The 25,723-nt window shown below is 59.5% G+C and carries 21 protein-coding genes, 1 tRNA gene and 3 rRNA genes; 9 read left to right on the top strand and 16 right to left on the bottom strand.

Features of this window, described 5'->3' with window-relative positions:
* Positions 1-80: 80 nt before the first annotated feature.
* The 10 genes from AC3EMD_RS24465 to AC3EMD_RS24420 form a co-directional block, all read right to left on the bottom strand.
* Positions 81-1,040: a YbgA family protein gene (locus AC3EMD_RS24465; RefSeq protein WP_188200631.1), complete on the bottom strand. Its 960-nt coding sequence runs from the start codon at positions 1,038-1,040 to the stop codon at positions 81-83.
* Positions 1,037-1,588: a DUF3833 domain-containing protein gene (locus AC3EMD_RS24460; RefSeq protein WP_114500835.1), complete on the bottom strand. Its 552-nt coding sequence runs from the start codon at positions 1,586-1,588 to the stop codon at positions 1,037-1,039. The genes AC3EMD_RS24465 and AC3EMD_RS24460 overlap by 4 nt, the downstream gene beginning before the upstream one ends.
* The gene (locus AC3EMD_RS24455) at positions 1,585-2,109 is read right to left on the bottom strand and encodes a hypothetical protein (protein ID WP_114500836.1); all 525 of its coding nucleotides are present in this window, start codon (positions 2,107-2,109) and stop codon (positions 1,585-1,587) included. The genes AC3EMD_RS24460 and AC3EMD_RS24455 overlap by 4 nt, the downstream gene beginning before the upstream one ends.
* Positions 2,106-2,591: a DUF2878 domain-containing protein gene (locus tag AC3EMD_RS24450; RefSeq protein ID WP_110234420.1), complete on the bottom strand. Its 486-nt coding sequence runs from the start codon at positions 2,589-2,591 to the stop codon at positions 2,106-2,108. Before AC3EMD_RS24450 ends, AC3EMD_RS24455 begins: the two co-directional genes overlap by 4 nt.
* The gene (locus tag AC3EMD_RS24445; RefSeq protein WP_004192234.1) at positions 2,588-3,808 is read right to left on the bottom strand and encodes an SAM-dependent methyltransferase; all 1,221 of its coding nucleotides are present in this window, start codon (positions 3,806-3,808) and stop codon (positions 2,588-2,590) included. The genes AC3EMD_RS24450 and AC3EMD_RS24445 overlap by 4 nt, the downstream gene beginning before the upstream one ends.
* The gene (locus AC3EMD_RS24440; protein WP_117119650.1) at positions 3,805-4,527 is read right to left on the bottom strand and encodes a DUF1365 domain-containing protein; all 723 of its coding nucleotides are present in this window, start codon (positions 4,525-4,527) and stop codon (positions 3,805-3,807) included. The genes AC3EMD_RS24445 and AC3EMD_RS24440 overlap by 4 nt, the downstream gene beginning before the upstream one ends.
* A 1-nt stretch (position 4,528) precedes the next feature.
* Positions 4,529-5,788: an NAD(P)/FAD-dependent oxidoreductase gene (locus tag AC3EMD_RS24435; protein ID WP_012969050.1), complete on the bottom strand. Its 1,260-nt coding sequence runs from the start codon at positions 5,786-5,788 to the stop codon at positions 4,529-4,531.
* Positions 5,785-6,504, bottom strand: coding sequence for an SDR family NAD(P)-dependent oxidoreductase (locus AC3EMD_RS24430; protein WP_023323564.1), 720 nt, complete (start codon positions 6,502-6,504; stop codon positions 5,785-5,787). Before AC3EMD_RS24430 ends, AC3EMD_RS24435 begins: the two co-directional genes overlap by 4 nt.
* Positions 6,501-6,935 (bottom strand): nuclear transport factor 2 family protein, encoded by a 435-nt coding sequence (locus AC3EMD_RS24425; protein ID WP_021462626.1) that lies wholly within the window; start codon positions 6,933-6,935, stop codon positions 6,501-6,503. Before AC3EMD_RS24425 ends, AC3EMD_RS24430 begins: the two co-directional genes overlap by 4 nt.
* A 231-nt stretch (positions 6,936-7,166) precedes the next feature.
* Positions 7,167-7,895: a MerR family transcriptional regulator gene (locus AC3EMD_RS24420; RefSeq protein WP_008807075.1), complete on the bottom strand. Its 729-nt coding sequence runs from the start codon at positions 7,893-7,895 to the stop codon at positions 7,167-7,169.
* A 116-nt stretch (positions 7,896-8,011) separates the two neighbouring features.
* Between AC3EMD_RS24420 and AC3EMD_RS24415 the strand changes: the two genes are divergently transcribed.
* Positions 8,012-8,545 (top strand): lipocalin family protein, encoded by a 534-nt coding sequence (locus AC3EMD_RS24415; RefSeq protein WP_009309842.1) that lies wholly within the window; start codon positions 8,012-8,014, stop codon positions 8,543-8,545.
* 9 nt (positions 8,546-8,554) lie between these two features.
* On the opposite strand, the gene AC3EMD_RS24410 is transcribed toward AC3EMD_RS24415, so the two are convergent.
* From AC3EMD_RS24410 to AC3EMD_RS24390, 5 genes are all read right to left on the bottom strand, one after another.
* On the bottom strand, positions 8,555-8,902 hold the full coding sequence (locus AC3EMD_RS24410) for a DUF1294 domain-containing protein (protein WP_008807073.1): 348 nt from the start codon (positions 8,900-8,902) through the stop codon (positions 8,555-8,557).
* A gap of 72 nt (positions 8,903-8,974) precedes the next feature.
* On the bottom strand, positions 8,975-12,124 hold the full coding sequence (locus AC3EMD_RS24405; protein WP_302073816.1) for a CusA/CzcA family heavy metal efflux RND transporter: 3,150 nt from the start codon (positions 12,122-12,124) through the stop codon (positions 8,975-8,977).
* Between the two features lie 11 nt (positions 12,125-12,135).
* A complete protein-coding gene (locus AC3EMD_RS24400) occupies positions 12,136-13,398 on the bottom strand; it encodes an efflux RND transporter periplasmic adaptor subunit (protein WP_302073815.1) in 1,263 nt (420 codons plus the stop codon).
* A gap of 44 nt (positions 13,399-13,442) precedes the next feature.
* Entirely contained in the window at positions 13,443-13,787 is a 345-nt protein-coding gene (gene cusF / locus AC3EMD_RS24395; protein ID WP_032731860.1) for a cation efflux system protein CusF, read from the bottom strand.
* A gap of 17 nt (positions 13,788-13,804) precedes the next feature.
* Entirely contained in the window at positions 13,805-15,190 is a 1,386-nt protein-coding gene (locus AC3EMD_RS24390) for an efflux transporter outer membrane subunit (protein WP_032739045.1), read from the bottom strand.
* 172 nt (positions 15,191-15,362) lie between these two features.
* On the opposite strand from AC3EMD_RS24390, the gene cusR reads away from it, so the two are divergent.
* A complete protein-coding gene (gene cusR, locus AC3EMD_RS24385) occupies positions 15,363-16,046 on the top strand; it encodes a copper response regulator transcription factor CusR (RefSeq protein WP_008807068.1) in 684 nt (227 codons plus the stop codon).
* Positions 16,036-17,469 carry a Cu(+)/Ag(+) sensor histidine kinase gene (locus tag AC3EMD_RS24380; RefSeq protein WP_302073814.1) on the top strand — a complete coding sequence of 478 codons (1,434 nt, stop codon included), beginning with the start codon at positions 16,036-16,038 and terminating at the stop codon, positions 17,467-17,469. Before cusR ends, AC3EMD_RS24380 begins: the two co-directional genes overlap by 11 nt.
* Positions 17,470-17,532: 63 nt before the next feature.
* Here the strand turns inward: AC3EMD_RS24380 and AC3EMD_RS24375 are convergent, their stop codons facing one another.
* A complete protein-coding gene (locus AC3EMD_RS24375) occupies positions 17,533-18,654 on the bottom strand; it encodes a ribosomal protein uL16 3-hydroxylase (protein ID WP_044650383.1) in 1,122 nt (373 codons plus the stop codon).
* Between the two features lie 592 nt (positions 18,655-19,246).
* Between AC3EMD_RS24375 and AC3EMD_RS24370 the strand changes: the two genes are divergently transcribed.
* The 6 genes from AC3EMD_RS24370 (at position 19,247) to AC3EMD_RS24345 (ending at position 25,699) form a co-directional block, all read left to right on the top strand.
* Positions 19,247-20,786, top strand: a 16S ribosomal RNA gene (locus AC3EMD_RS24370).
* Positions 20,787-20,871: 85 nt separating this feature from the next.
* Positions 20,872-20,947, top strand: a tRNA-Glu gene (locus tag AC3EMD_RS24365).
* Positions 20,948-21,137: 190 nt separating this feature from the next.
* Positions 21,138-24,041: ribosomal RNA gene (locus AC3EMD_RS24360) — 23S ribosomal RNA — on the top strand.
* Between the two features lie 95 nt (positions 24,042-24,136).
* Positions 24,137-24,252: ribosomal RNA gene (gene rrf / locus AC3EMD_RS24355) — 5S ribosomal RNA — on the top strand.
* Together the 16S, 23S and 5S rRNA genes with 1 tRNA gene alongside form the textbook arrangement of a ribosomal RNA operon.
* 530 nt (positions 24,253-24,782) lie before the next feature.
* A complete protein-coding gene (locus AC3EMD_RS24350; RefSeq protein WP_012542998.1) occupies positions 24,783-25,058 on the top strand; it encodes a DUF2574 family protein in 276 nt (91 codons plus the stop codon).
* Positions 25,059-25,381: 323 nt separating this feature from the next.
* Complete coding sequence (locus AC3EMD_RS24345; RefSeq protein WP_012969041.1) at positions 25,382-25,699, top strand: hypothetical protein; 318 nt, start codon at positions 25,382-25,384, stop codon at positions 25,697-25,699.
* Positions 25,700-25,723: the final 24 nt, after the last annotated feature.

The following is a 25,723-nucleotide window of genomic DNA, read 5'->3' as shown; positions in this document are numbered from 1 at the left end:
GCTACGACTGAGGAGGCCTGCGGGATACCACCCGTAGGCCCGGCAAGCGCAGCGCCGCCGGGCAGCTGGCCCAGGCTCCCTCAGTTCACCGTCAGGCGCAGGGCCAGATCCTGCGGGTAGGGGTCAAAATAGTTCTGCGCCTGCAGGTAGCGATCCGGATACTCGGCCAGATAGTGCTTAAGCAGCGTCAGCGGGGCGAGGATCGGCAGCAGCCCGGCGCGATAGTTGAGGATCACCTCCCGCAGTTCGCCGCGCTGGCGGCTGTTCAGCTGGTCGCGGAAATAACCCTGAATATGCATCAGCACGTTAGTGTGGTTTTTCCGCGAGGCGGGCTGCTTGAGGATCGCCATCAGCTTTTCGCGGTAGACCTCGAAGAAAGCCTCCAGATCCTCCCATTCATGCAGCGAGGCGACGAACGGGCCGATCTCCCGGTAGCCCGCCTGGTGGTGAGCCAGCAGCTGCAGCTTGTAGCGGCTGTGAAAGGCCAGCAGGCCGTGACGGGTCAGGCCGCGGGCGCGCAGGGCGTTGAGTTCATGCAGGGCGAAAACGCGCTCGACAAAATTCTCCCGCAGCAGCGGATCGTGCAGCCGGCCATCCTCTTCCACCGGCAGCCACGGGTAGCGCGCTATCAGGGCGCCGGTAAACAGCCCCACGCCTTCCTTACGCCCGCGATTGCCTTTTTCGTCATACAGCCGCACGCGCTCCATCCCGCAGCTCGGCGATTTGGCGCAGACGATAAAGCCCGACAGTTCGCCCAGGGTTGCCAGGTGGGCGCTGGCGAAATCAGCCATCTTCCCCGTCACATCCTCGTGTGGGGCGTGGCTGAAGCGCATACGGATCTCCCCGACCGGGGTCTGCACCAGGCGGAGCGCCGGGCGGGGAACGGGCAGGCCGATCGCCATCTCCGGGCAGACGGGCTTAAACGCCACCCACTGCGCGAGCTCATCCATCACAAAGCCCATACGCTTATGCCCGCCGTCGAATCGCACGGCTGAGCCGGTTAAACATCCGCTGATCCCAATGACAGGTTGCGTGTTCATGGCGCTGTCCTCTCTTCTGCTGTGGTTCGGGTAAAGAAAAGGGTCACGGTGGCGACCGTAATGCCGAATTTCTTCATCTCGGTTTTGTTAAACAAATGGCTGCCGTCCTGCAGGAACATCCAGTCGTCAAAGTGCAGCAGCCACCGGCTGCCGCTGGCCTCGACGTTCATGCTGTAGCGCCAGTGAAAGGCATTGCCTGCCGCCTGGCCGCTGGCCACCCCTTCGATATCCCCGGCGGTGCCCTGATAACGGTTATCGCCGGTGCGGCGAATGCGCCACACCCGCTGCTGCTTCTCGCCATCGTCATAGATAAAGCGCTCATGGAGCGTCAGGGTGTCGCCGACGACGTCGCCATCGATCGCCACATGGAAGCGGCGCAGCTGCTTGCCGCTACGATCCTGCACCATCCCCCACGCCTCGGTTCGGCCCTGAAAATAGTGGAAAATGTCGAGGGCGGGCTGCTGCTGCCGGTACTCCGTGACCTCGGTGCTGCAGCCGGCGAGGATCAGCATCAGCAGCGCCAGGCCAAGGGTCAGAATGCGTTTCATGGTGTACCTCCGATCAACTGCTGACGCAGTTCGGGATAAGTGGTGCGCGGATCGAGCCAGATGGCGAGAAAGCGGGTGCTGAACGCCGCCGACTGGCGCGGGCCGAGCGGGGTAAAGGCGGTCTGCGCGGCGCTGGCGCGGTACCAGAACTGCCCCTCGCCGCCGCTGACCACGAACGCCAGCTGGCTGCCCGGCGCGACGTCCGGCCAGATCCCCTGCAGCATGCGCAGCCAGGCTTCGCTGCGCGGCTCCTGCTGCAGAATGCCCTGCGCCTGCCACTGGTCGCGGGTGGCGTCCACCAGCGCCTCGCGATCGATGTCGCGCCGGTAGGTGATGATCAGCGCCCGATCCTGCTGCGGGCCGTCATACCGGCCATTGGGCGTGCGCAGCTGCGAGTGATAGACGGTGAACGGCCCCCAGGTGAGGGTCGCCTCGCCGACGCGGCGCCAGGCCAGCCAGTCGGCGGCGTGGGCCGCCGGGGCGAGGGTGGTCAGCCATAGCAGTAACAGCGCGAATCTCATTTTTGCCTCCCCATCCCCAGATGGAACAACAGCATGAGCACCAGCCAGCCGCAGGCCATGGCGGCCACGCCAAGCGCCATCGGCACCAGCAGGGTCATGGCTCCGAGGCGAGCGCCGATCAGGTAGGCCACCGGGCCGCCGACGGTGGCGGCCGTGGCCAGCACCCAGCCGGGAAGCGTCGTGGTGCGGGTCAGTCGGGTCCAGACGACGGCGAACATCAGCCACAGGGCCACCATCCACAGGGGCAGCAGGCTGTCGCCGCGAAAATCGATCAGTCCCGCCAGCGCCCAGCAGGCGTCCAGGCCGCAGCCCGCCGTGGCCAACAGCAGGGCGGGTGGACGACTGGCCGCCGGCAACCGCAGCCAGGCGAAAATGGCCAGCGTCAGCCAGATCAGCAGACCGCGCTCGCGTAACATCACCACCAGCGTCCAGTAAACATCGAACGCAAGGGCCATCAGCAGGTGCTGCGCCGGGCGTGTCATACCCGCTCCGCGGTGAGCTGCACCACGCTGATGGTGCGGGCGTTAAATCCGGCTTCGCAGTAGCCGAAGTAGTAGAGCCACATCCGGCGGAAGCGCTCATCAAAGCCGAGCTTTTCAATATCCTGCCAGGCGTGGGTAAAACGCTGCCGCCAGTGCGCCAGGGTGCGGGCGTAGTCCGGGCCCATGTCGAACAGGTTGCGCACCACAAAATCGGTATGGCGGGTCATCAGCTCGCTCATTGCGGTGATGCTGGGCAAAAAGCCGCCGGGGAAGATGTAGCGCTGGATAAAATCGACGCTTTTGCTGTAGTCGCGATAGCGCTGATCCTGGATGGTGATCGCCTGCAGGGCCATTCTGCCGCCCGGGCGCAGGCGCGCCTGGCAGGTGCGGAAGAAGGCCGGGAGGTAGCGCTGGCCCACCGCCTCAATCATCTCCACCGACACCAGTTTGTCGTACTCGCCGCGCAGATCGCGGTAGTCGCAGAGCAGCACCTCGACGCGATCCTGCAGCCCGGCGCGGGCCATGCGCTCGGTAGCCCAGCGGTGCTGCTCCCGGGAAAGGGTGGTGGTGGTGACCCGGCAGCCGTAATGGCGGGCGGCGTACTCGGCCAGCGCCCCCCAGCCGGTGCCAATCTCCAGCAGATGATCGCCGGGAGTGAGCGCCAGCTGGTCGCACAGGCGCGCCATCTTGGCCCGCTGGGCCTGGGTCAGATCCTGCTGGTCATCGGTAAACAACGCGCTGGAGTAGAGCAGGTCGTCATCCAGAAAGTGGGCATAAAATTCGTTGCCGAGGTCGTAATGGGCGGCGATGTTCTCCCGCGCCTGGGCGCGGGTGTTGCGGCGGGTCCAGTGGCGCAGGCGGGCGACGGGCTTGCCCAGCAGACGAAAGCCGCGCTCCAGACGCCCCAGCACCTCGCCGTTGCGCGCGAGGATCTGCAGCAGCGCCGTCAGCTGGTGACTCTCCCAGTCGCCGTCCATCCAGGCCTCGGCCGCCGCCAGGCTGCCGCCGGTCAGCAGACGCCAGTACACCTCCGGCGTGCAGACCCGTGCCTCGGCGCGCAGCGCGGCGGCGGGGTCGCCAAAATGAAACGTCTGCGCCCCTTCGCGCACGGTGAGCGAGCCTTCGCGGAGGCCGCTCAACAGACGAAAGAGCAGCCAGCGCGCGAGCCGCACGTTGCGCGGCACATCGGGTTCAAGCGCAAAGACGGGATCGGTCATGAGCGTTCACTCCTGCTGACAGGATGGTTGTACAGCGGCAGGCGCTTCAGCCACAGCCGCAGCGCCTGCCAGTAGATGGCGAGGACGGTTTTCAGGGTCATCAGCGGCAGACGCAGCAGCAGCCCGCGCAGGTTGGCGCGGGTCAATGGCACGCGGCTCAGGGTCAGCGTGGCGTCGAACACCTTGCTGGCCTGATGGTTTTCAATGTGCATGTGCAGCGTTTTGCCGGGCGCGTTGAAGCGCCAGTGATAGACCATGTCCATCGGGTTAAACGGCGAAACGTGAAAGGCTTTCTCCAGCGGGCGCGCCTGCTGGCCGTCCACCGCGTAGTAATGACGCTCATTCCACGGCGTGTTGCGCACTTCGGCCAGCACCCAGCGCAGGGTGTCGGCCTCGTCATAGCAGTAGTAAAAGTTGACCGGATTAAAATGGAAGCCGAAGTAGCGCAGCTGGGTCAGGAGCATCACGCGTCCCGCCGGGCGGCAGCCGGTCAGGCTCTCCAGCCGGTTCAGCGCCTGGGCCTTCAGCGGCGCGCCCAGCGGATAATCGGCGTCGTACCAGGCAGCGGCGGCCAGGCGGTTGCGGCGGATGCCCGCCTCAGGCAGCCTGTCCAGTTCGTCGAGGTCGAGCCAGGCCATAAACAGGCGGTAGACGAAGTGGTGCGCCTTCGGCTGCAGGCGACGGTGGCGCAGGACGCCCTGATAGAGGCAGCTGTTCATCTCAGTTGCCCTCCGCCGCGGCGATGCCCTGCACCACGTCGAGCGCGCTGCGCACCCCGTCCTCATGAAAGCCGTTGTACCAGTAGGCCCCGCAGTACCAGCTCCGCTGCTGGCCGTTAATCTCTTCGCGCCGCAGCTGGGCCGACCAGCTTTGCGGGTTAAACAGCGGATGCTCATAGACGAAGCGCTGCCAGACGTAGCGATCGTCCACCGGCGCGTCCGGGTTCAGGGTGACGCAGAACAGCGGCGCGTCCGCGGGCAGCCCCTGGAGAATATTCATGTTGTAGGTGACGCAGGCCCGGGCCCGATCCCCGTCGCTCAGGCGATAGTTCCAGCTGGCCCAGGCGCGCTGGCGCTCCGGCAGCCAGCGCGGATCGCTGTGCAGCACCACCTCGTTGCGCTGCCAGCCGATATCCCCGAGGACTTCGCGTTCGGAATCGGTGGGCGCCGCCAGCATCGCCAGGGCCTGCGCGGAGTGGCAGGCGAAGATCACCTGGTCAAAATGCGCCTCCCCGGACGCCAGCCGCAGGGTGACCCCCGTCGGGTGACGGTCCACCTGCTGTATCGGCGCGTTGAGCCGCAGATCCAGACGATCGCCGAGCCTGGCGAGCAGGGCGCGAACGTACTCCCGGGAACCGCCGGGCACCACGTACCACTGCGGGCGATCGCGAATATCCAGCAGGCCGTGGTGTTCAAAGAAGCGTAAAAACAGCGGCAGCGGGAAGCGACGCATCTCCTGCAGCGACGACGACCAGATGGCCGCCCCCATCGGCAGAATATAGTGGCGGGCGAAGAAGGGGCTGAAGCGGTGGCGGGCGAGGAAGCTCTCCAGCGTCGCCCCCGGATCCAGCGCCTCGGTCAGCGCCAGTTTCGCCAGCCGGTTAAAGCGGACGATCTCGCTCAGCAGCCCCCAGAAGGCCGGCTTCAGCAGATTGCGCCGCTGGGCGAAAAGCGAGGTCAGGCTGTGACCGTTGTACTCCAGGCCGCTGGTCGGGTTGTGAACCGAGAAGCTCATCTGCGTTTTTTGCCCGTCGATCCCCAGCTCGCTGAGCAGGCCCATAAAGCGCGGATAGGTGCGATCGTTGTAGACGATAAATCCGGTATCGATGGCCCAGGTGCCCTGCGGCGTGGCGACATCCACGGTGGCGGTGTGGCCGCCCGGCGTGGCGCCCGCTTCGAACAGCGTCACCTGATGGTGTCCGGCCAGCCGCCAGGCGCAGGTCAGCCCGGCGATGCCGCTACCGATGATGGCGATGTTCATGAGCGCACCATCCTGCGCAACAGCAGGCGCTGGATACCCGATGGCAGGCTGGCCAGCAGCCGCAGGGCCAGGCTGAAACCGGTGGGGAAGGCAATGTGGTTTTGGCCTTTCGCCAGGCCATGGCGGATCGCCGCCACCGCCCGATCCACGCTCACCCGGCCGGGCATGGCGAAGTCGTTTTTGCGCGTCAGCGGGGTGTCGACGAAGCCCGGAGAGACCACCGTGACGGCCACCCCTTTCGGCTCCCAGTCCAGACGCAGGCTGTTGGCAAACCAGGTCAGCGCCGCCTTGGAGGCGCCATAGGCTTCCGCGCGCGGGAAGGGTAGCCAGTGCGCCATCGAGCTGACCAGCACCACCCGATCGCCTGCCTCCAGCTGCGTCTGCAGCGCCGCCAGGCAGTTCACCGGCCCGAGGAAGTTGGTGGCCATCACTCGCTCCACGAGGGCGGCATCCACCTGCCCGTGGTCGAGGTATTCGCAGGTCCCGGCGCAGAGAATGATCAGGTCGGCAAAACAGCCCGTCAGCGCCTGGCGACAGGCGTCCCTGTCTGTCATATCGAACAGGCGCCCGCTGATGTTGGGGCTGAACTGCTGGAGCGCCGACAGGCGCGAAGCATCTCGCCCGCAGGCGATAACCAGATGGCCATCCGCCGCGAAGGATTTCGCCAGACCGGCGCCGATCCCGGAGCTGGCGCCGGTGATGAGTACCGTCATCATGAGCGCACCCTCCGCTTCACGCCGCGCACCGCCCAGCCCAGCAGGGGAAGATGCTCGTAGATCATCTCCCCGGCGTCGTAGTAGTCGCGCTGATGGAGAACCTGCTCCCCGGCGATGTCCACCACCGAGCACCCCGGCAGGACCAGGGTTTCTCCACCGGCAATGCGCGGATGCGACCAGTGCATGGTCCAGGTCACGGCGAACCGTTGGCCGTCGCAGAGCGGCGTGTCGATGGTGAACCGGCACTGCTCCACGTTGGCCAGCAGATGGGTAAAGTAGCGCTGGATGGCGAACAGCCCCTGATGCTGCCCAAAAGGATCGCTCAGCGTCGCGTCCGGATGGTACAGCGCGGCCAGCGCCGCGGGCGGCTGCGCGTCCAGCCCGGCGTAGTACTCAACGAAACGACGAATCACGGACGGCGAGGTGCTCATGGATCACATCCTGGCTAGATAGGGTGGCGTTATGGCATACTTAAAACTTACACAAATAAAATTATTTGTCCAAGTTTGTGGTAAAATATATTTTATTTGTGTTAAAAATCATGTTGTTATGATTAGTGTTTTAAGGGGTGAAAATCGTGAGTGGTGCGAAGGGCAAGCGTGTGCCGGCCGCGCCACCGGGCGCTGGCGGAACAGAGAGTGGGGGTAAGTGAAAACAGGGAGTTAGAGCGGAATTACCTCGAGGGAGACGACCTGCTGCTGCCAGAGTTCGACCTGCCTCTGGCGGGCGGCGGAAAGTTTGCCGCTGGTGACCAGCAGCCAGTTGCGCTGGGGGAAAATCTCCGGCGCCAGGGCGGCGGGAGGCACCGGCAGAACGTCGATGCGATGGCCCTGGCCGGTACGTTTGAGCGCCTCAAGCCAGATTTCGCAGGCGTCGGTCAGGTGCCAGCCGGTGATCAGAAAGTTGTCCCCGGGCGCCTTCTTGTCGCCTTCGAGGCAAAACGAGGTATAGGCGATGATGATGCCGTCGAGAATTTCGCGCAGCGTCATGATGGCCGGCACGTTGGCGGAGACCTGGCTGCGCAGCGGACGCAGCACCTCGGTGACCAGCTCCTGGCGCGGATATTCGCGCCCGGCGTCGTAGATCAGCTGGCGCAGGGACTCGATTTTTCCCTCTTTCAGCCTCTGCAGCATGGTCTCCTGCAACGTCAGCCAGTTGTTGGTGCGCCGTGCGCCGGGGCGCGACAACAGGGGCTTCACCTGGCTGACTGGTACCCCTTTTTTCACCCAGTCGAGGATCTTCAGCGCCTGCTGGACGTCGTCATCGCTGTACTGACGGTGACCACCATCGGTGCGCAGCGGCTTGAGCAGGCCATAGCGGCGCTGCCAGGCGCGAAGCGTGGTCGCATTTATCCCGCATAGTCGGGCAAATTCGCCGATGGAGTAAGGCATGGAGGCCACCTGTTAACAAAGAATATTCTCAATATACTACGAATCACGTCGGCTGGCGTGAAGTGTAGTGGCTTTGCACTACACTTTCCCCTACCGCGTAAATGAAAGGAGTTCTCATGAAGCTATGGCCTGTTGTCACTGGCGTTGCTATCGCGTTAACCCTGGTGGCCTGCAAATCGCCCACGCCGCCGAAGGGCGTTCAGCCGATTAGCGGGTTTGACGCCAGCCGTTACCTCGGAAAATGGTATGAGGTCGCCCGCCTGGAAAATCGCTTCGAGCGAGGGCTGGAGCAGGTGACCGCCACCTACGGCACCCGCAGCGACGGGGGGATCAGCGTCGTCAATCGCGGTTATGACCCGGTCAAAAAACGCTGGAATGAGAGCGACGGAAAAGCCTACTTCACCGGCGCCCCCACCACCGCGGCGCTGAAGGTGTCGTTCTTCGGGCCATTCTACGGCGGCTATAACGTGATCCGCCTGGACGATGACTACCAGTACGCGCTGGTCAGCGGCCCCAACCGCGACTATCTGTGGATCCTGTCGCGCACCCCCACCATTCCGGCGGCGGTGAAGCAGGATTACCTGAATACCGCGCGCGAGCTGGGCTTTGACGTCGATCGCCTGGTGTGGATCCGCCAGACGCCGCGCTAGCCTCGCCCCTTAGCGGCTGAGCAGGTGGGTATAAACCACGTACAGCCCGGCCAGCGCCGCCACGTTCAACGCCACGCTGACGAAAAACCACCGCCGGAAGGGCTGCTTTTGCGTTTTATGGCGAAAGCACTGCTGGCCGAGGATGGCCCCCGGCCAGCCTCCCGCCAGGCCCAGCACCAGCAGCGTGGTTTCCGGCACCCGTCGCCAGGCTTTGCGCGCCGCCAGCTTGTCGGCGCCATAGATAAGCCATGTCAGAAGGCTGCTCAGTAAAAACCACATCGCCAGCGGGTAGGGCAGCAGGGCGCTGCCCACGGCGGTGAGCAGCAGCAGGGAATAACACACCAGGTTCAGATTCATAGGGACGTTCACGCCGGCCAGAAGAATGGCGCCACTATAGCCAATTTCCCGGACCGGCGTAAACGCGGCGGGTTATTCGCTACGCTTGCCCCGATGCCGGGACAGCCACATCAGCTTATATGCCGCCGGAATGATAAACAGCGACAGCAGCGGGGCGGTGATCATCCCGCCAATCATCGGCGCGGCGATGCGACTCATCACTTCCGACCCGGCGCCGGTGCCCCATAAAATCGGCAACAGGCCGGCGATAATCACCGCCACGGTCATCGCCTTCGGCCGCACGCGCAGCACCGCCCCCTGGTACAGCGCCTCGTCGAGCTTATCGACGCTGAAGGTCTGCGGGTTATCCAGCGATGGCTCCGCCTCGATGGCATGGCGCAGGTATATCAGCATCACCACGCCAAACTCCGCCGCCACCCCGGCCAGGGCGATAAAGCCGGTCCCGGTGGCTACCGACAAATGGAACCCCATCCAGTAGAGGAACCAGATCCCGCCGACGAGGGCGAACGGCACGCTGGTGATAATCAACAACGCCTCGCCGACGCGGCGGAACGCCAGGTACAGCAGCACGAAGATAATCATCAGCGTCATCGGCACCATCAGCTTCAGCTTCTGATTGGCGCGCTCCAGCAGCTCAAACTGCCCGGAGTAGGACACACTGATGCCCGGCTTCAGCTTCACCTCCTTGCCGATGGCCTGCTGCAGATCGTGCACTACCGACACCATGTCGCGGTCGCGGGCGTCGATGTAGATCCAACTGGTCGGGCGGGCGTTCTCGGTCTTCAGCATGGATGGTCCGGTGACCACCTTCACCTCAGCCACGTCGCCGAGGACGATCTGCTGCTTCAGCGGCGTGAGGATCGGCAGCTGGCGCAGGGTCTCCGGGCTGTCGCGATAGCTCTGCGGGTAGCGGATGTTGATCGGGTAGCGCTCGACGCCCTCTACCGTTTCGCCAACCATCGCGCCGCCGATGGCGGACGAGACGAACAGCTGCACGTCGCCGACGGTCATCCCGTAGCGGGCCGCCTTCTCGCGCTGAATATCAATGTTGAGGTAGCGCCCACCGACCAGCCGCTCGGCTAATGCCGACGTGACTCCCGGCACGCTGCGCGCCACCCCTTCAATTTGTTCGGCGATGGCGTCGATATCGGCCAGATTAGTGCCGGAAACTTTAATGCCAATCGGGCTCTTGATGCCGGTGGAGAGCATGTCGATGCGGTTGCGGATCGGCGGCACCCACAGGTTCGCCAGCCCCGGCAGGCGCACGGTCTTGTCCAGCTCCTCGACGATCTTTTCCATGGTCATCCCCGGTCGCCACTGATCCTGTGGCTTAAGCTGAATGGTGGTCTCTACCATCTCCAGCGGCGCCGAGTCGGTAGCGGTTTCGGCCTTGCCGGTTTTGCCGAACACCCGGGCCACTTCCGGCACCGTCATGATCAGCTTATCGGTTTTCTGCAGCATATCCGCCGCCTGCGCAGCGGAGATCCCCGGCAGCGTTGACGGCATATACAGCAGATCGCCTTCGTTAATCTGCGGCAGAAACTCGCCGCCGACCCGGTTAAGCGGCCAGATAACCGTCAGGATCGACAGGAGCGCGATCAGCAGGGTGGTCTTCGGCCAGTGCAGCACCTTCAGCAGCAGCGGGTGGTAAATACGGATCAAAAAGCGGTTCAGCGGGTTGCTGCTCTCCGCCGGGATCCTGCCGCGGATCCAGAAGCCCATCAGGATCGGGATCACCACGATCGCCAGCAGCGCCGCCCCGGCCATCGACCAGGTTTTGGTGAAGGCCAGCGGACCGAACAGTTTGCCCTCCTGGCCTTCGAGGGTGAAAATCGGGATAAACGACAGAGTAATGATCAGCAGGCTGATAAACAGCGCCGGGCCGACCTCCACCGAGGCATCGGTAATGATTTTCCAGCGGATGTCGTTGCTGAGCTTCTCTCCCGGGTGCTGATGTTCCCACTCCTCCAGCCGCTTATGGGCGTTCTCAATCATCACGATGGCGGCATCGACCATCGCCCCCACCGCAATGGCGATCCCGCCCAGCGACATGATGTTGGCGTTAAGCCCCTGGAAATGCATCATGATAAAGGCGAAGCACAGGCCGAGCGGCAGCGAAATAATCGCCACCAGCGCCGAGCGCACGTGCCACAGAAACAGGGCACAGACCAGCGCGACGACGATAAACTCTTCCAGCAGCTTATGGCTGAGGTTGTCGATGGCGCGGTCGATAAGCTGGCTGCGGTCGTAGGTGGTGACCACTTCAACCCCTTCCGGCAGGCTGCTTTGCAGCGACGCCAGCTTCGCTTTGACCGCCGAGATCACCTCGCGGGCGTTCTTGCCGGAGCGCAGGATCACCACCCCGCCGGCGACTTCGCCCTCGCCATTAAGCTCGGCGATACCGCGGCGCATCTCCGGGCCAATCTGCACCCGCGCGACGTCGCCGAGATACACCGGCACACCGTTGTCACCGGTTTTCAGCACGATGTTTTTGAAGTCGTCGAGCGTCTGCAGGTAGCCGCTGGCGCGCACCATATATTCGGCTTCCGCCAGTTCGACGGAAGAGCCGCCCGCCTCCTGGTTAGAGACGTCCAGCGCCGATTTCACCTCGCCGAGGCTGATGCCGTACTGGGTCAGCTTCATCGGGTCGACAACAATCTGGTACTCCTTGACCACGCCGCCCACCGACGCCACTTCCGAGACGTTAGGGATGGTTTTCAGCTCATATTTTAAGAACCAGTCCTGCAGGGAGCGCAGTTCGGCGAGGTCGTGCTTGCCGCTGCGGTCGACCAGCGCGTACTCGAAGACCCAGCCGACGCCGGTGGCGTCCGGGCCCATTTCGGCGCTGACCCCGGCGGGAAGTTTGCCCTGCACCTGGTTGAGATACTCCAGCACCCGCGAGCGCGCCCAGTAAGGATCGGTGCCGTCTTCAAAAATCACATACACGTAAGAGTCGCCGAATTGCGAGAAGCCGCGTACCGTTTTGGCGCCGGGTACCGACAGCATGGTGGTGGTCAGCGGCCAGGTGACCTGGTTTTCGACGATCTGCGGCGCCTGCCCCGGGTAGCTGGTTTTGACGATCACCTGTACGTCGGAGAGGTCCGGCAGAGCGTCCACCGGGGTATGGACGATGGTCCAGGTCCCCCAGATGCTGAGAAACAGCGCGCCCATCATCACCAGAAAGCGGTTGGCCACCGAGCGGCGGATAATCCATTCAATCATGGTTCCGTTCCTCAGTGCGCGTGGGCGGCAGGAGCCGTGACATCAGGAGCCTGCGCGCGCATGCGCTCCAGCGCGCCGGAGATATTGGCTTCCGAGTCGATCAGGAACAGGCCGCTGGCGACGACTTTCTCACCCTCCTGCAGCCCGCTGCGAATGGCCGTGACGCCGGCGGATTCATGGAATACCTGCACGCGTTTCGGCACGAAGCGGCCCTCATTATCCACGGTAATCACTCGCTGCTCGCTGCCGCTGTCGATCAGCGCTTTTGACGGGATCAGCAGCATCGGTTCGCTTTCACTGGTTAGTTGCAGATAGGCATTCATCCCCGGCTTCAGCGCTTCATCCGGGTTGTTAACCTGCAGGCGCAGCTGCAGGGTGCGGGTGGCGCTATCGACGCTGGGGAGAAGGGTCCATTTGCTGATGCTGAAAGTTTTGCCCGGCCAGGCGGGAACCTGAATGGCGAACTGCGAGGCGTCTTTAATCAGCCAGGCGATGGACTCGGGGACTGCCACGCTGACCCACACCGGGTCCATACCCTGGATTTTCGCCACCACATTATCTTTGGCGATGTTCATTCCGGCACGCAGATCGAAGGCGGTAATAACGCCATCGATCGGCGCTTTGAGGGTAAAGCGGGTCTGGATTTTACGCGTGGTTTTCAGGCGGCGGATATCGTCATCCGGCATTCCGGCGAGGCGCAGGCGCTCGAGGATCCCCTCGACCTGGGTGGCGGTGCCCCCGGTCTCCTGCAACAACAGATATTCGCTCTGCGCTTCCACCCAGTCAGGGATGGTCAGCTCGAGGAGCGGCGTGCCTTGTTTCACCTTGTCGCCGACGGTCAACGGATAGACTTTATTGATAAAGCCCGCCGCCCGCGCCTGCATAATCACATACTGGTACTCGTTATAGCTAATGTTGGCCGGGAAGGTCTGAGCGTAGCGCAGCGGCCCGCGGGTGACCGCGGCGGTTTTTACGCCGAGATTCTGGGTCTGCGTCGGGTCGATACGCACCCCCGGCGCACCGGCGGCGGTACTTTCCTCATCGGCGTATTTCGGCACCAGATCCATATCCATAAACGGCGATTTACCCGGTTTATCGAAGCGGGTGTTCGGGTACATCGGATCGTACCAGAACAGCACTTTACGCTGCTGCTCGGCCGCCGGAGCGGCAGAGTGGGTCGGCGTCAGTCGGGTATACAGCGCCGCGGTAAGCGCGCCGCCAATCACCATGCTGCCGAGGATCAGCGCCGTATTTTTCAGTGTCAGGGATGCCATGTGTCGTCCATTTAGTCGTTGAGGGGCTTACCGTCGCCGGGCCATTAATTGGCGCGAATATCCTGCAGCAGCGACAGGTTGCCCTGCTGAACGAAGGTGAAGTCCACGCTGTCGCCATCCTTCACATTGTTGAGCTGCGTCTGCGGGGTGATAGTGAAGCGCATGGTCATCGGCGGCCAGTTCACCGCCGGGATGGCCTCATGTGCGATGGTGATTTTTTTGCTATCCATATCAATAGCTTTAATGACGCCTTTGCCGCTGATGCTTTGCGCCTGCGCGGCGGCGGGCTGTTCATGCATTGCCATGCCGGCGTGCGGGTCGGCGGCCTGGACGGCGAACACCGCGCCAGAAATCAGAGTGAACAGGGCGACTTTAGAGAGTGAATTCATGATCGGGACTCCTTGGGTTATTCCATCCAGCCGCCGCCGAGGGCGGTGAACAGGGTGATTTCATTTGCCTGACGGGAATAGTTGAGTTCCAGCAGGGTTTGTCGGGTGGTAAAAATGTCGCGCTGGGCGCTCAGGACTTCGATGTAGCTGACCGCGCCGTGGCGATAGAGCGCGCTGGCGCGCTGCAGGGTGATATTCAGCGAAGCGAGATAACGCTCCTGGGCGGCAATCTGATCGGCCAGGCTCTGGCGCAGAGCCAGCGCGTCGGCCACCTCTTTAAAGGCGGACTGAATTTTTTGTTCATAGTTGACCACCTGCTGCTGCTGGCGGATCTCCGCCAGATCGAGGTTGGCCTGATTACGCCCGGCGTTGAAAATCGGCAGTTCGATTTTGGGGATGAAGTTCCACATCGCGCTGCCGGCGTTAAACAGGCTGGAGAGTTCGCTGCTGCTGCCGGAGAGCGAGCTGGTCAGGGTGATCGACGGGAAGAAGGCCGCCCGCGCGGCGCCGATGTTGGCGTTGGCCGCCCGCAGGCTGTGTTCCGCTTCCAGAATATCGGGCCGCTGCAGCAGGATCGCTGAGGAGAGCGACGGCGGCAGAGTGACGCCTTGCAGATCGATGGCGCTGCTGGCGCTATCGTCCGGCAGATGCTGGTAGCTGCCGAGCAGCAGCTGCAGGGCGTTATTGGCCTGCGCCAGCTGGCCCTGACGTTTGGCGATATCGGCGCGGGTGCTCTCGATCATCCCGCGCGCCTGCTCCAGCGCCAGCACGGTGGTGCTTCCGGTCAGCAGCTGTTTTTCAACGAAGGCGTAAGACTGCTGATAGTTCTGTAAGGTGTCGTTGGCCACCTGCAACTGCGCTGCCGCCAGCCGCTGGTTGAAGTAGCTTTGTGAAACGTTAGCAATCAACAGGATATGCACCGCACGCCGGGCCTCTTCGCTGGCGAAGAAGTTCTGCCGGTCGGCCTCACTGAGGTTTTTCAACCGGTCAAAGAAGTCGAGGTCATAGCTGAGATTCAGGCCGGCGGCATAATCGCTGCTGGTGGTGGTGTCGCCTTTAAGCTTGCCGCCATAGGTGGTGCTGCCGTCACCGTTCAATTGCGGGGAGCGGTCGGCGTCGGTAACCCGGTACTGGGCGCGAGCTTCCTGCACTTTCAGCGTCGCCATCCGCAGGTCGCGGTTGTTGGCCAGCGCGGTGCTAATCAGGCTTTTCACCTGCGGGTCGACGAAAAAGGTGCGCCAGCCGGTCTCCTGATAGCCCGCTGTCGCGGTAACCAGTCTGTTCTGGCTGAGTGAGAACTGCTGCGGCACCGGCGCGGCGGGGCGCTGGTAGTCCGGAGCAAGCGACAGACAGCCGGTTAAGGCAAATATCACGCTGAGGGTAAGTAGCTGTATTGAACGCATGGCGGCAGACGGTTTCGACGATTTATCCATGGCGGCTACTTTACGTAGCGGGCTCTGTTCAACGCGTGACAGGAAAATGACAAAGCTGTCATTTTCCTGATATTTCATTGCTATCCGGAGTCGCTTCTCTAAAATTGAATACCCGCACAGAACGCGCGTGAAGGAGCCTGCCGTGAAGATTTTGATTGTCGAAGATGAGAAGAAAACCGGAGAGTACCTGACCAAAGGGCTCACCGAGGCCGGCTTCGTCGTCGACCTGGCCGATAACGGCCTTAACGGCTATCACCTGGCGATGACCAGCGATTACGATCTGCTGATCCTCGACATCATGCTGCCGGATGTGAACGGCTGGGATATCGTCCGCATGCTGCGCGCCGCCAATAAAGGCATGCCGATCCTGCTGCTCACCGCGCTTGGCACTATTGAGCATCGGGTGAAGGGCCTGGAACTGGGCGCCGACGACTATCTGGTGAAGCCATTTGCTTTTGCGGAGCTGCTGGCGCGAGTGCGGACCCTGCTGCGCCGTGGAGCGGCGGTCATCGTCGAAAGCCAGTTTCAGGCGGCGGATCTCAGCGTCGATTTGGTCAGCCGCAAGGTGACGCGCGGCGCGACGCGTATCACCCTGACCAGTAAGGAATTCACTCTGCTGGAGTTCTTCCTGCGCCATCAGGGCGAGGTGCTGCCGCGTTCGTTAATTGCCTCGCAGGTCTGGGATATGAATTTCGACAGCGACACTAACGCCATCGACGTGGCGGTGAAGCGGCTGCGCGCCAAAATCGATAACGACTTCGAGCCGAAGCTTATCCAGACCGTGCGCGGCGTCGGCTATATGCTTGAGGTGCCGGATGGCCGCTAAGCGCCCCTTTTCCCTGGCCACCCGGCTGACCTTCTTTATCAGCCTCGCCACCATCATCGCTTTCTTTGCCTTCACCTGGATCATGATCCATTCGGTGAAGGCCCACTTTGAAGAGCGCGACGTTCACGATCTCAGGCAGCTCAGCACCACCCTGGAGACGGTCCTCGACCACGCTGACTACCCGCAGGCGCGGCGGTTGGAGATCGTGAGGAATATCATTGCGGGTTACGCCAACGTCTTTATCTGTCTGGACGACGGCCAGGGCAATATTCTGTTTCAGTCGCCCGACGGGCCGGATCTCAGCCATATGCTGAGTACGCCGGGGCTGGCGATGCAGCTGCGCGACGGGAATGTGATTTCATGGACTGACCCGCAGCCGCGAAAGATGGTTCATGATAATCATCCAATGGAGACCCGCGCCTGGCGGCTGATCATGCTGCCGCTGGGCAAGCAGGCGGACGGCAAACCGGCGTACCACCTGCTAATGGCCTTATCCATCGATTTTCACCTGCACTATATTAATGAGCTGAAAGCGAAGCTGATTTCCGCGGCGACGATAATCAGTTTGCTGATCATCGCCATCGTGCTGTTTGTGGTCTATCAGGGGCATAAGCCCATCCGCCAGATCAGTCGCCAGATCCAGAATATTACCTCGCGGGATCTCGACGTGCGCCTTGACCCGCAGGCCGTGCCTATCGAGCTGGAGCGGCTGGCGCTGTCGTTTAACCATATGCTGGAGCGCATAGAGGATGTCTTTACCCGCCAGTCCAACTTCTCCGCCGATATCGCCCATGAAATCCGCACGCCGATTACTAACCTGGTGACGCAAACTGAAATCGCCTTAAGCCAGAGCCGCAGCCAGCAGGAGCTGGAAGAGGTGCTCTATTCCAATCTTGAAGAGTTCTCGCGGATGTCACGGATGGTCAGCGATATGCTGTTCCTCGCCCAGGCGGATAATAACCAACTGATCCCCGAACAACGGGCGCTGGATCTGCCCGAGGAAGTGCATAAGGTGTTTGAGTTCTTTGAAGCGTGGGCGGAAGAGAAGGCGGTGGCGCTGCGCTTTGTCGGTAGCCACTGCCGGGTGACGGGCGATCCGCTGATGCTGCGGCGAGCGATCAGCAACCTGCTGTCGAATGCGATCCGCTACACGCCGGCCGGCCAGGCGGTGACCATCCAGTTGAGCGAAAGCGCCGAGACGATCCGTCTGGTGGTGGAGAATCCCGGTACGCCGATTGCCGCCGAGCATCTGCCGCGGCTGTTTGACCGTTTCTATCGCGTCGACCCCTCGCGTCAGCGCAAAGGCGAGGGCAGCGGTATCGGCCTGGCGATTGTGAAATCCATCGTCAGCGCCCACCACGGCAGCGTAGCGGTGCAGTCCGATCTGCGCTCTACGCGTTTTATTATCGTGCTGCCGAAATAGACGCAATAACGGCTGAAAGTCAGCGGGCAGCGCCAGGCGGCCGCCCGCAGTATTGCCGCTCTCTTACTCTTCGAAGTACCAGTAGCCCTGATTAATCAGCCGCGTCAGTTCGCTCACGAACGCCGGATTCTGCAGGCCGCTGCCGAGCTCTTCCTGACCTAATGAGGTATAGCGGCACAGCGCATCCAGCGCTTTGGCATCGGTAGTGTCCAGCTGTTCGCTATGCACGAAGAAGCTGTCGCCGATATGCAGAACGCGCAGGCCGCTCAGGCGGGAGAGCTTTTCGCCGCCCAGCAGCGCATCGACCACTTCCTCTTCTTCATACGGTGGTTCCGCCGGCGCAATATCCAGCTCGTGACGCGGGGTGGTGACGAAACTGCCGAACCACTGCTTGAAGTCTTCCGGCTGGCGAATCATGTCGATCATCATGGTGCGCAGACGTTCGAGTTCATACTCCTCCACCCGGCCCGGATGCTCGCGGCAGGTGAGGTCCGGATCGCTGTAGTGTTCGCCGCCAAGATCGTTCTCCAGCACATAGTCGGCGAAGCTGCTGATCAGGTCGCGACCGTTTGGCCCGCGGAAGCCGACGGAGTAGTTCAGCGCGGTTTCGTGGGTCACGCCATCGTGCGGGAATCCTGGTGGAATATAGAGGATATCGCCCGGCTGCAGATCTTCATCAATGATCGGCGGGAACGGATCGACGTGCAGCAGTGCCGGATGCGGGCAGAACTGACGCATCGGCAGCTTATCGCCCACGCGCCAGCGGCGGCTGCCCATGCCCTGAATAATAAAGACGTCATACTGATCGATATGCGGGCCGACGCCGCCGCCGGGGACGGAGAAGGAGATCATCAGGTCGTCCAGACGCCAGTCCGGCAGTACGCGGAACGGGCGCACCAGCTCGGCGGCGGGCATATGCCAGTGGTTTACCGCCTGGGCCAGCAGCGACCAGCCGGTTTCGCCCAGCCCGTCAAAATGTTCAAAAGGACCATTGCTGGCCTGCCATTTGCCGTTGGTCAGGCTGACCAGTCGGCTGTCGACTTCCGGCTCCATGGCTAATCCGGCCAGCTCGTCCGGGGTAATCGGGTCGACGAAGTCCGGAAACGCGTTTTTTAATACCACCGGCTGTTTTTGCCAGTACTTCTCTAAAAACTCGGGCCAGTTAATGTTGAGTTGATAAGCCATCGATTATTACCAGTAAGAAGAAACGGGCCTGATTATAGAAACGGGGGCCAGGTGGGCGCTTTGTCGTGGGTCAAGAGTGGTGCTTAATTCACCATCGGCGCGATAATGGCGTTGGGTAAGAGAGAAAAATCACATTTTTGCCAAAAAACGATCTTAGCGTAAACGGCGCTGCAGGCCGCATGAACACTGGGATGGCGCCTTGAATGGTAAGAAGATGAATAAGCGAAAAGTTCAAATAATGAGCGGTCGATAAGATTTTTCTATTTTAACGCTTGCTACTTCCGGCGAACTCCCTATAATGCGCTCCCACTGACACGGCAGATGTGAATCACTTCACACAAACAGCCAGTTCGGTTGAAGAGAAAAATCCTGAAATTCAGGGTTGACTCTGAAAGAGGAAAGCGTAATATACGCCACCTCGCGACAGAGCGCTAAAGCGCGTCGCAACTGCTCTTTAACAATTTATCAGACAATCTGTGTGGGCACTCAAAGTGACATGGATTCTTAACGTCCTCGGACGAAAAATGAATACCAAGTCTCTGAGTGAACATACGTAATTCATTACGAAGTTTAATTCACGAGCATCAAACTTAAATTGAAGAGTTTGATCATGGCTCAGATTGAACGCTGGCGGCAGGCCTAACACATGCAAGTCGAGCGGTAGCACAGAGAGCTTGCTCTCGGGTGACGAGCGGCGGACGGGTGAGTAATGTCTGGGAAACTGCCTGATGGAGGGGGATAACTACTGGAAACGGTAGCTAATACCGCATAACGTCGCAAGACCAAAGTGGGGGACCTTCGGGCCTCATGCCATCAGATGTGCCCAGATGGGATTAGCTGGTAGGTGGGGTAACGGCTCACCTAGGCGACGATCCCTAGCTGGTCTGAGAGGATGACCAGCCACACTGGAACTGAGACACGGTCCAGACTCCTACGGGAGGCAGCAGTGGGGAATATTGCACAATGGGCGCAAGCCTGATGCAGCCATGCCGCGTGTGTGAAGAAGGCCTTCGGGTTGTAAAGCACTTTCAGCGGGGAGGAAGGCGGTGAGGTTAATAACCTCATCGATTGACGTTACCCGCAGAAGAAGCACCGGCTAACTCCGTGCCAGCAGCCGCGGTAATACGGAGGGTGCAAGCGTTAATCGGAATTACTGGGCGTAAAGCGCACGCAGGCGGTCTGTCAAGTCGGATGTGAAATCCCCGGGCTCAACCTGGGAACTGCATTCGAAACTGGCAGGCTAGAGTCTTGTAGAGGGGGGTAGAATTCCAGGTGTAGCGGTGAAATGCGTAGAGATCTGGAGGAATACCGGTGGCGAAGGCGGCCCCCTGGACAAAGACTGACGCTCAGGTGCGAAAGCGTGGGGAGCAAACAGGATTAGATACCCTGGTAGTCCACGCTGTAAACGATGTCGATTTGGAGGTTGTGCCCTTGAGGCGTGGCTTCCGGAGCTAACGCGTTAAATCGACCGCCTGGGGAGTACGGCCGCAAGGTTAAAACTCAAATGAATTGACGGGGGCCCGCACAAGCGGTGGAGCATGTGGTTTAATTCGATGCAACGCGAAGAACCTTACCTGGTCTTGACATCCACAGAACTTTCCAGAGATGGATTGGTGCCTTCGGGAACTGTGAGACAGGTGCTGCATGGCTGTCGTCAGCTCGTGTTGTGAAATGTTGGGTTAAGTCCCGCAACGAGCGCAACCCTTATCCTTTGTTGCCAGCGGTTAGGCCGGGAACTCAAAGGAGACTGCCAGTGATAAACTGGAGGAAGGTGGGGATGACGTCAAGTCATCATGGCCCTTACGACCAGGGCTACACACGTGCTACAATGGCATATACAAAGAGAAGCGACCTCGCGAGAGCAAGCGGACCTCATAAAGTATGTCGTAGTCCGGATTGGAGTCTGCAACTCGACTCCATGAAGTCGGAATCGCTAGTAATCGTAGATCAGAATGCTACGGTGAATACGTTCCCGGGCCTTGTACACACCGCCCGTCACACCATGGGAGTGGGTTGCAAAAGAAGTAGGTAGCTTAACCTTCGGGAGGGCGCTTACCACTTTGTGATTCATGACTGGGGTGAAGTCGTAACAAGGTAACCGTAGGGGAACCTGCGGTTGGATCACCTCCTTACCTTAAAGAACCTGCCTTTGTAGTGCTCACACAGATTGTCTGATGAAAGTAAAGAAGCAAGGCGTCTTGCGATTGAGACTTCAGTGTCCCCTTCGTCTAGAGGCCCAGGACACCGCCCTTTCACGGCGGTAACAGGGGTTCGAATCCCCTAGGGGACGCCACTTGCTGGTTCGTGAGTGAAAGACGCGTGCCGATATATCTCAAAACTCATCTTCGGGTGACGTTTGAGATATTTGCTCTTTAAAAATCTGGATCAAGCTGAAAATTGAAACGACACACTGTTTAAGTGTGTTCGAGTCTCTCAAATTTTCGCGACACGATGGTGTTTTACGAAACATCTTCGGGTTGTGAGGTTAAGCGACTAAGCGTACACGGTGGATGCCCTGGCAGTCAGAGGCGATGAAGGACGTGCTAATCTGCGAAAAGCGTCGGTAAGGTGATATGAACCGTTACAGCCGGCGATGTCCGAATGGGGAAACCCAGTGTGATTCGTCACACTATCGTTAACTGAATACATAGGTTAACGAGGCGAACCGGGGGAACTGAAACATCTAAGTACCCCGAGGAAAAGAAATCAACCGAGATTCCCCCAGTAGCGGCGAGCGAACGGGGAGCAGCCCAGAGTCTGAATCAGCTTGTGTGTTAGTGGAACGGTCTGGAAAGTCCGACGGTACAGGGTGATAGTCCCGTACACCAAAATGCACAGGCTGTGAACTCGAAGAGTAGGGCGGGACACGTGGTATCCTGTCTGAATATGGGGGGACCATCCTCCAAGGCTAAATACTCCTGACTGACCGATAGTGAACCAGTACCGTGAGGGAAAGGCGAAAAGAACCCCGGCGAGGGGAGTGAAAAAGAACCTGAAACCGTGTACGTACAAGCAGTGGGAGCACCTTCGGGTGTGACTGCGTACCTTTTGTATAATGGGTCAGCGACTTATATTCTGTAGCAAGGTTAACCGTATAGGGGAGCCGCAGGGAAACCGAGTCTTAACTGGGCGTTAAGTTGCAGGGTATAGACCCGAAACCCGGTGATCTAGCCATGGGCAGGTTGAAGGTTGGGTAACACTAACTGGAGGACCGAACCGACTAATGTTGAAAAATTAGCGGATGACTTGTGGCTGGGGGTGAAAGGCCAATCAAACCGGGAGATAGCTGGTTCTCCCCGAAAGCTATTTAGGTAGCGCCTCGTGAATTCATCTTCGGGGGTAGAGCACTGTTTCGGCTAGGGGGTCATCCCGACTTACCAACCCGATGCAAACTACGAATACCGAAGAATGTTATCACGGGAGACACACGGCGGGTGCTAACGTCCGTCGTGAAGAGGGAAACAACCCAGACCGCCAGCTAAGGTCCCAAAGTCATGGTTAAGTGGGAAACGATGTGGGAAGGCACAGACAGCCAGGATGTTGGCTTAGAAGCAGCCATCATTTAAAGAAAGCGTAATAGCTCACTGGTCGAGTCGGCCTGCGCGGAAGATGTAACGGGGCTAAACCATGCACCGAAGCTGCGGCAGCGACACTATGTGTTGTTGGGTAGGGGAGCGTTCTGTAAGCCTGCGAAGGTGGCCTGTGAGGGTTGCTGGAGGTATCAGAAGTGCGAATGCTGACATAAGTAACGATAAAGCGGGTGAAAAGCCCGCTCGCCGGAAGACCAAGGGTTCCTGTCCAACGTTAATCGGGGCAGGGTGAGTCGACCCCTAAGGCGAGGCCGAAAGGCGTAGTCGATGGGAAACAGGTTAATATTCCTGTACTTGGTGTTACTGCGAAGGGGGGACGGAGAAGGCTATGTTAGCCGGGCGACGGTTGTCCCGGTTTAAGCATGTAGGCGGAGGTTCCAGGTAAATCCGGTACCTTTTAACGCTGAGGTGTGATGACGAGGCACTACGGTGCTGAAGTAACAAATGCCCTGCTTCCAGGAAAAGCCTCTAAGCATCAGGTAACATTAAATCGTACCCCAAACCGACACAGGTGGTCAGGTAGAGAATACCAAGGCGCTTGAGAGAACTCGGGTGAAGGAACTAGGCAAAATGGTGCCGTAACTTCGGGAGAAGGCACGCTGGTGTGTAGGTGAAGTCCCTGCGGATGGAGCTGAGACCAGTCGAAGATACCAGCTGGCTGCAACTGTTTATTAAAAACACAGCACTGTGCAAACACGAAAGTGGACGTATACGGTGTGACGCCTGCCCGGTGCCGGAAGGTTAATTGATGGGGTTATCCGTAAGGAGAAGCTCTTGATCGAAGCCCCGGTAAACGGCGGCCGTAACTATAACGGTCCTAAGGTAGCGAAATTCCTTGTCGGGTAAGTTCCGACCTGCACGAATGGCGTAATGATGGCCAGGCTGTCTCCACCCGAGACTCAGTGAAATTGAACTCGCTGTGAAGATGCAGTGTACCCGCGGCAAGACGGAAAGACCCCGTGAACCTTTACTATAGCTTGACACTGAACATTGAGCCTTGATGTGTAGGATAGGTGGGAGGCTTTGAAGCGTGGACGCCAGTCTGCGTGGAGCCAACCTTGAAATACCACCCTTTAATGTTTGATGTTCTAACGTAGGCCCCTGACCGGGGTTGCGGACAGTGTCTGGTGGGTAGTTTGACTGGGGCGGTCTCCTCCCAAAGAGTAACGGAGGAGCACGAAGGTTAGCTAATCCTGGTCGGACATCAGGAGGTTAGTGCAATGGCATAAGCTAGCTTGACTGCGAGCGTGACGGCGCGAGCAGGTGCGAAAGCAGGTCATAGTGATCCGGTGGTTCTGAATGGAAGGGCCATCGCTCAACGGATAAAAGGTACTCCGGGGATAACAGGCTGATACCGCCCAAGAGTTCATATCGACGGCGGTGTTTGGCACCTCGATGTCGGCTCATCACATCCTGGGGCTGAAGTAGGTCCCAAGGGTATGGCTGTTCGCCATTTAAAGTGGTACGCGAGCTGGGTTTAGAACGTCGTGAGACAGTTCGGTCCCTATCTGCCGTGGGCGCTGGAGAATTGAGGGGGGCTGCTCCTAGTACGAGAGGACCGGAGTGGACGCATCACTGGTGTTCGGGTTGTCATGCCAATGGCACTGCCCGGTAGCTAAATGCGGAAGAGATAAGTGCTGAAAGCATCTAAGCACGAAACTTGCCCCGAGATGAGTTCTCCCTGAGACTATAAGTCTCCTGAAGGAACGTTGAAGACGACGACGTTGATAGGCCGGGTGTGTAAGCGCAGCGATGCGTTGAGCTAACCGGTACTAATGAACCGTGAGGCTTAACCTTACAACGCCGAAGCTGTTTTGGCGGATTTGAGACGATTTTCAGCTCTGATACAGATTACTCGATGCGTCCGTGAGACGTGTTGAAAACAGAATTTGCCTGGCGGCGATAGCGCGGTGGTCCCACCTGACCCCATGCCGAACTCAGAAGTGAAACGCCGTAGCGCCGATGGTAGTGTGGGGTCTCCCCATGTGAGAGTAGGGAACTGCCAGGCATCAAATAAAACGAAAGGCTCAGTCGAAAGACTGGGCCTTTTGTTTTGTCTGTTGTCTGTCGGTGAGCGCTCTCCGGAGCAGGACAAATCCGCCGGGAGCGGATTTGAACGTTGCGCAGCAACGGCCCGGAGGGTGGCGGGCAGGACGCCCGCCATAAACTGCCAGGCATCAAACAAGTAAAAAGCCCATCCGTAAGGATGGGCTTTTTGCGTTTCTGTGGACCGGGCAGCGTGCCGGCATGTCTCCCCGGTGGCGCTGCGCTTACCGGGGCTACGGATTCGCACCCGCCCTGCACGACCTGTAGCCCGGACAAGGTGCGCAGCACCGCCTCCGGGGAAACATCCGGCCCGACCGCCGGGTTCGTTAACATCAGTAATACCTATCACATTAATAGGTTATCCTGGAATTGTCCTTATTAATTATATGGATTATCTTCCCTGCGTGATGAATCAACGCATCATCTCTCCCGAGGGAGAAAAATAGAAAGCAACTCGCTTATTTCTCATCCTGTTAACTGGTTATAAAGTCAATGAAAAAACCGCTAATTGGGATTCTGGCTTTCGCTTATGGACTAAGCTTACCTCTGTTTGCTGCTGATACCGCCACATTAACGCTCTCCGGGCGGGTGGTTTCAGAAACCTGCAGTACCGATATCGTCAATAAACAACCTCAGCAGCGTTGCGGAAAGAATACCTATCTTATTGCTTCGCAAAATAGCGTGACGAATGCTCGCGGCGTGATCACGCGGACGGTGAATTTACCGGATGATGCAAGTCGGAAAATAATTATTAGTAGTTACGATTAATATTATCTCTCTATTTCAGCGCCATTTTATTGTGCCTCGGTAAAATAATGGCGCTGCCTCTTCCTCCCGCAAAATAACGCACTTACGATTCAGAAAAAATATTTCCGTGACTGAATACTTCGCTCCCGGATGTATTGTGGCAAACGGTATGCTTCTTCCCTGTTTTTGTCTTAATGAGCTACATCATTAACACTTTGTTAACTTGATCTGGTTTATATGGCGGAAAATTTGTTATACAAAGGGGGATGATTGCCTGTATGGATGCTGCCCGAAATACCTTGCGAGACATATGCAGGTTATCGGCTGGCAATATGAGAATAGAAATGAAAATCCTGCTTAACTGGTCGCCACTGCGCCAGCTCTTCACTTACATTCAGGAGCGCTTTACCTTTCTGGTGCTGCTCTGCTGGCCAGCGATTATCTGGCTGTTCTGCCGGGTCGGCGTATGGCTTATGGATAACGTTTATGAACTGCTGGGGAAATCACCCGCCCAGTCCTTCACCGTTTATCTGCAGCCGTTTATGACCCCCGGCACGCTGCTGCGCATCTCCATCAGCTGGATTGTCTTATTGTTTATCCTGTTTAGTATGGCGATGGCCTTCACCTGGGGTTTACGTCGCTTTATGAACCGCCACAAATAAATCCCTGGGCCGCCGTCAGTCGAC

Source organism: Klebsiella sp. PK18, assembly GCF_057784655.1.
This window is presented reverse-complemented; position numbering and strand designations above follow the sequence as displayed.

Excerpts from the sequence above, each read along its gene's own strand:
- AC3EMD_RS24465 (WP_188200631.1), bottom strand. The coding sequence starts at position 1,040 with ATGAACACGCAACCTGTCATTGGGATCAGCGGATGTTTAACCGGCTCA.
- AC3EMD_RS24460 (WP_114500835.1), bottom strand. The coding sequence starts at position 1,588 with ATGAAACGCATTCTGACCCTTGGCCTGGCGCTGCTGATGCTGATCCTC.
- AC3EMD_RS24455 (WP_114500836.1), bottom strand. The coding sequence starts at position 2,109 with ATGAGATTCGCGCTGTTACTGCTATGGCTGACCACCCTCGCCCCGGCG.
- AC3EMD_RS24450 (WP_110234420.1), bottom strand. The coding sequence starts at position 2,591 with ATGACACGCCCGGCGCAGCACCTGCTGATGGCCCTTGCGTTCGATGTT.
- AC3EMD_RS24445 (WP_004192234.1), bottom strand. The coding sequence starts at position 3,808 with ATGACCGATCCCGTCTTTGCGCTTGAACCCGATGTGCCGCGCAACGTG.
- AC3EMD_RS24440 (WP_117119650.1), bottom strand. The coding sequence starts at position 4,527 with ATGAACAGCTGCCTCTATCAGGGCGTCCTGCGCCACCGTCGCCTGCAG.
- AC3EMD_RS24435 (WP_012969050.1), bottom strand. The coding sequence starts at position 5,788 with ATGAACATCGCCATCATCGGTAGCGGCATCGCCGGGCTGACCTGCGCC.
- AC3EMD_RS24430 (WP_023323564.1), bottom strand. The coding sequence starts at position 6,504 with ATGATGACGGTACTCATCACCGGCGCCAGCTCCGGGATCGGCGCCGGT.
- AC3EMD_RS24425 (WP_021462626.1), bottom strand. The coding sequence starts at position 6,935 with ATGAGCACCTCGCCGTCCGTGATTCGTCGTTTCGTTGAGTACTACGCC.
- AC3EMD_RS24420 (WP_008807075.1), bottom strand. The coding sequence starts at position 7,895 with ATGCCTTACTCCATCGGCGAATTTGCCCGACTATGCGGGATAAATGCG.
- AC3EMD_RS24415 (WP_009309842.1), top strand. The coding sequence starts at position 8,012 with ATGAAGCTATGGCCTGTTGTCACTGGCGTTGCTATCGCGTTAACCCTG.
- AC3EMD_RS24410 (WP_008807073.1), bottom strand. The coding sequence starts at position 8,902 with ATGAATCTGAACCTGGTGTGTTATTCCCTGCTGCTGCTCACCGCCGTG.
- AC3EMD_RS24405 (WP_302073816.1), bottom strand. The coding sequence starts at position 12,124 with ATGATTGAATGGATTATCCGCCGCTCGGTGGCCAACCGCTTTCTGGTG.
- AC3EMD_RS24400 (WP_302073815.1), bottom strand. The coding sequence starts at position 13,398 with ATGGCATCCCTGACACTGAAAAATACGGCGCTGATCCTCGGCAGCATG.
- cusF (WP_032731860.1), bottom strand. The coding sequence starts at position 13,787 with ATGAATTCACTCTCTAAAGTCGCCCTGTTCACTCTGATTTCTGGCGCG.
- AC3EMD_RS24390 (WP_032739045.1), bottom strand. The coding sequence starts at position 15,190 with ATGCGTTCAATACAGCTACTTACCCTCAGCGTGATATTTGCCTTAACC.
- AC3EMD_RS24380 (WP_302073814.1), top strand. The coding sequence starts at position 16,036 with ATGGCCGCTAAGCGCCCCTTTTCCCTGGCCACCCGGCTGACCTTCTTT.
- AC3EMD_RS24375 (WP_044650383.1), bottom strand. The coding sequence starts at position 18,654 with ATGGCTTATCAACTCAACATTAACTGGCCCGAGTTTTTAGAGAAGTAC.
- AC3EMD_RS24350 (WP_012542998.1), top strand. The coding sequence starts at position 24,783 with ATGAAAAAACCGCTAATTGGGATTCTGGCTTTCGCTTATGGACTAAGC.
- AC3EMD_RS24345 (WP_012969041.1), top strand. The coding sequence starts at position 25,382 with ATGAAAATCCTGCTTAACTGGTCGCCACTGCGCCAGCTCTTCACTTAC.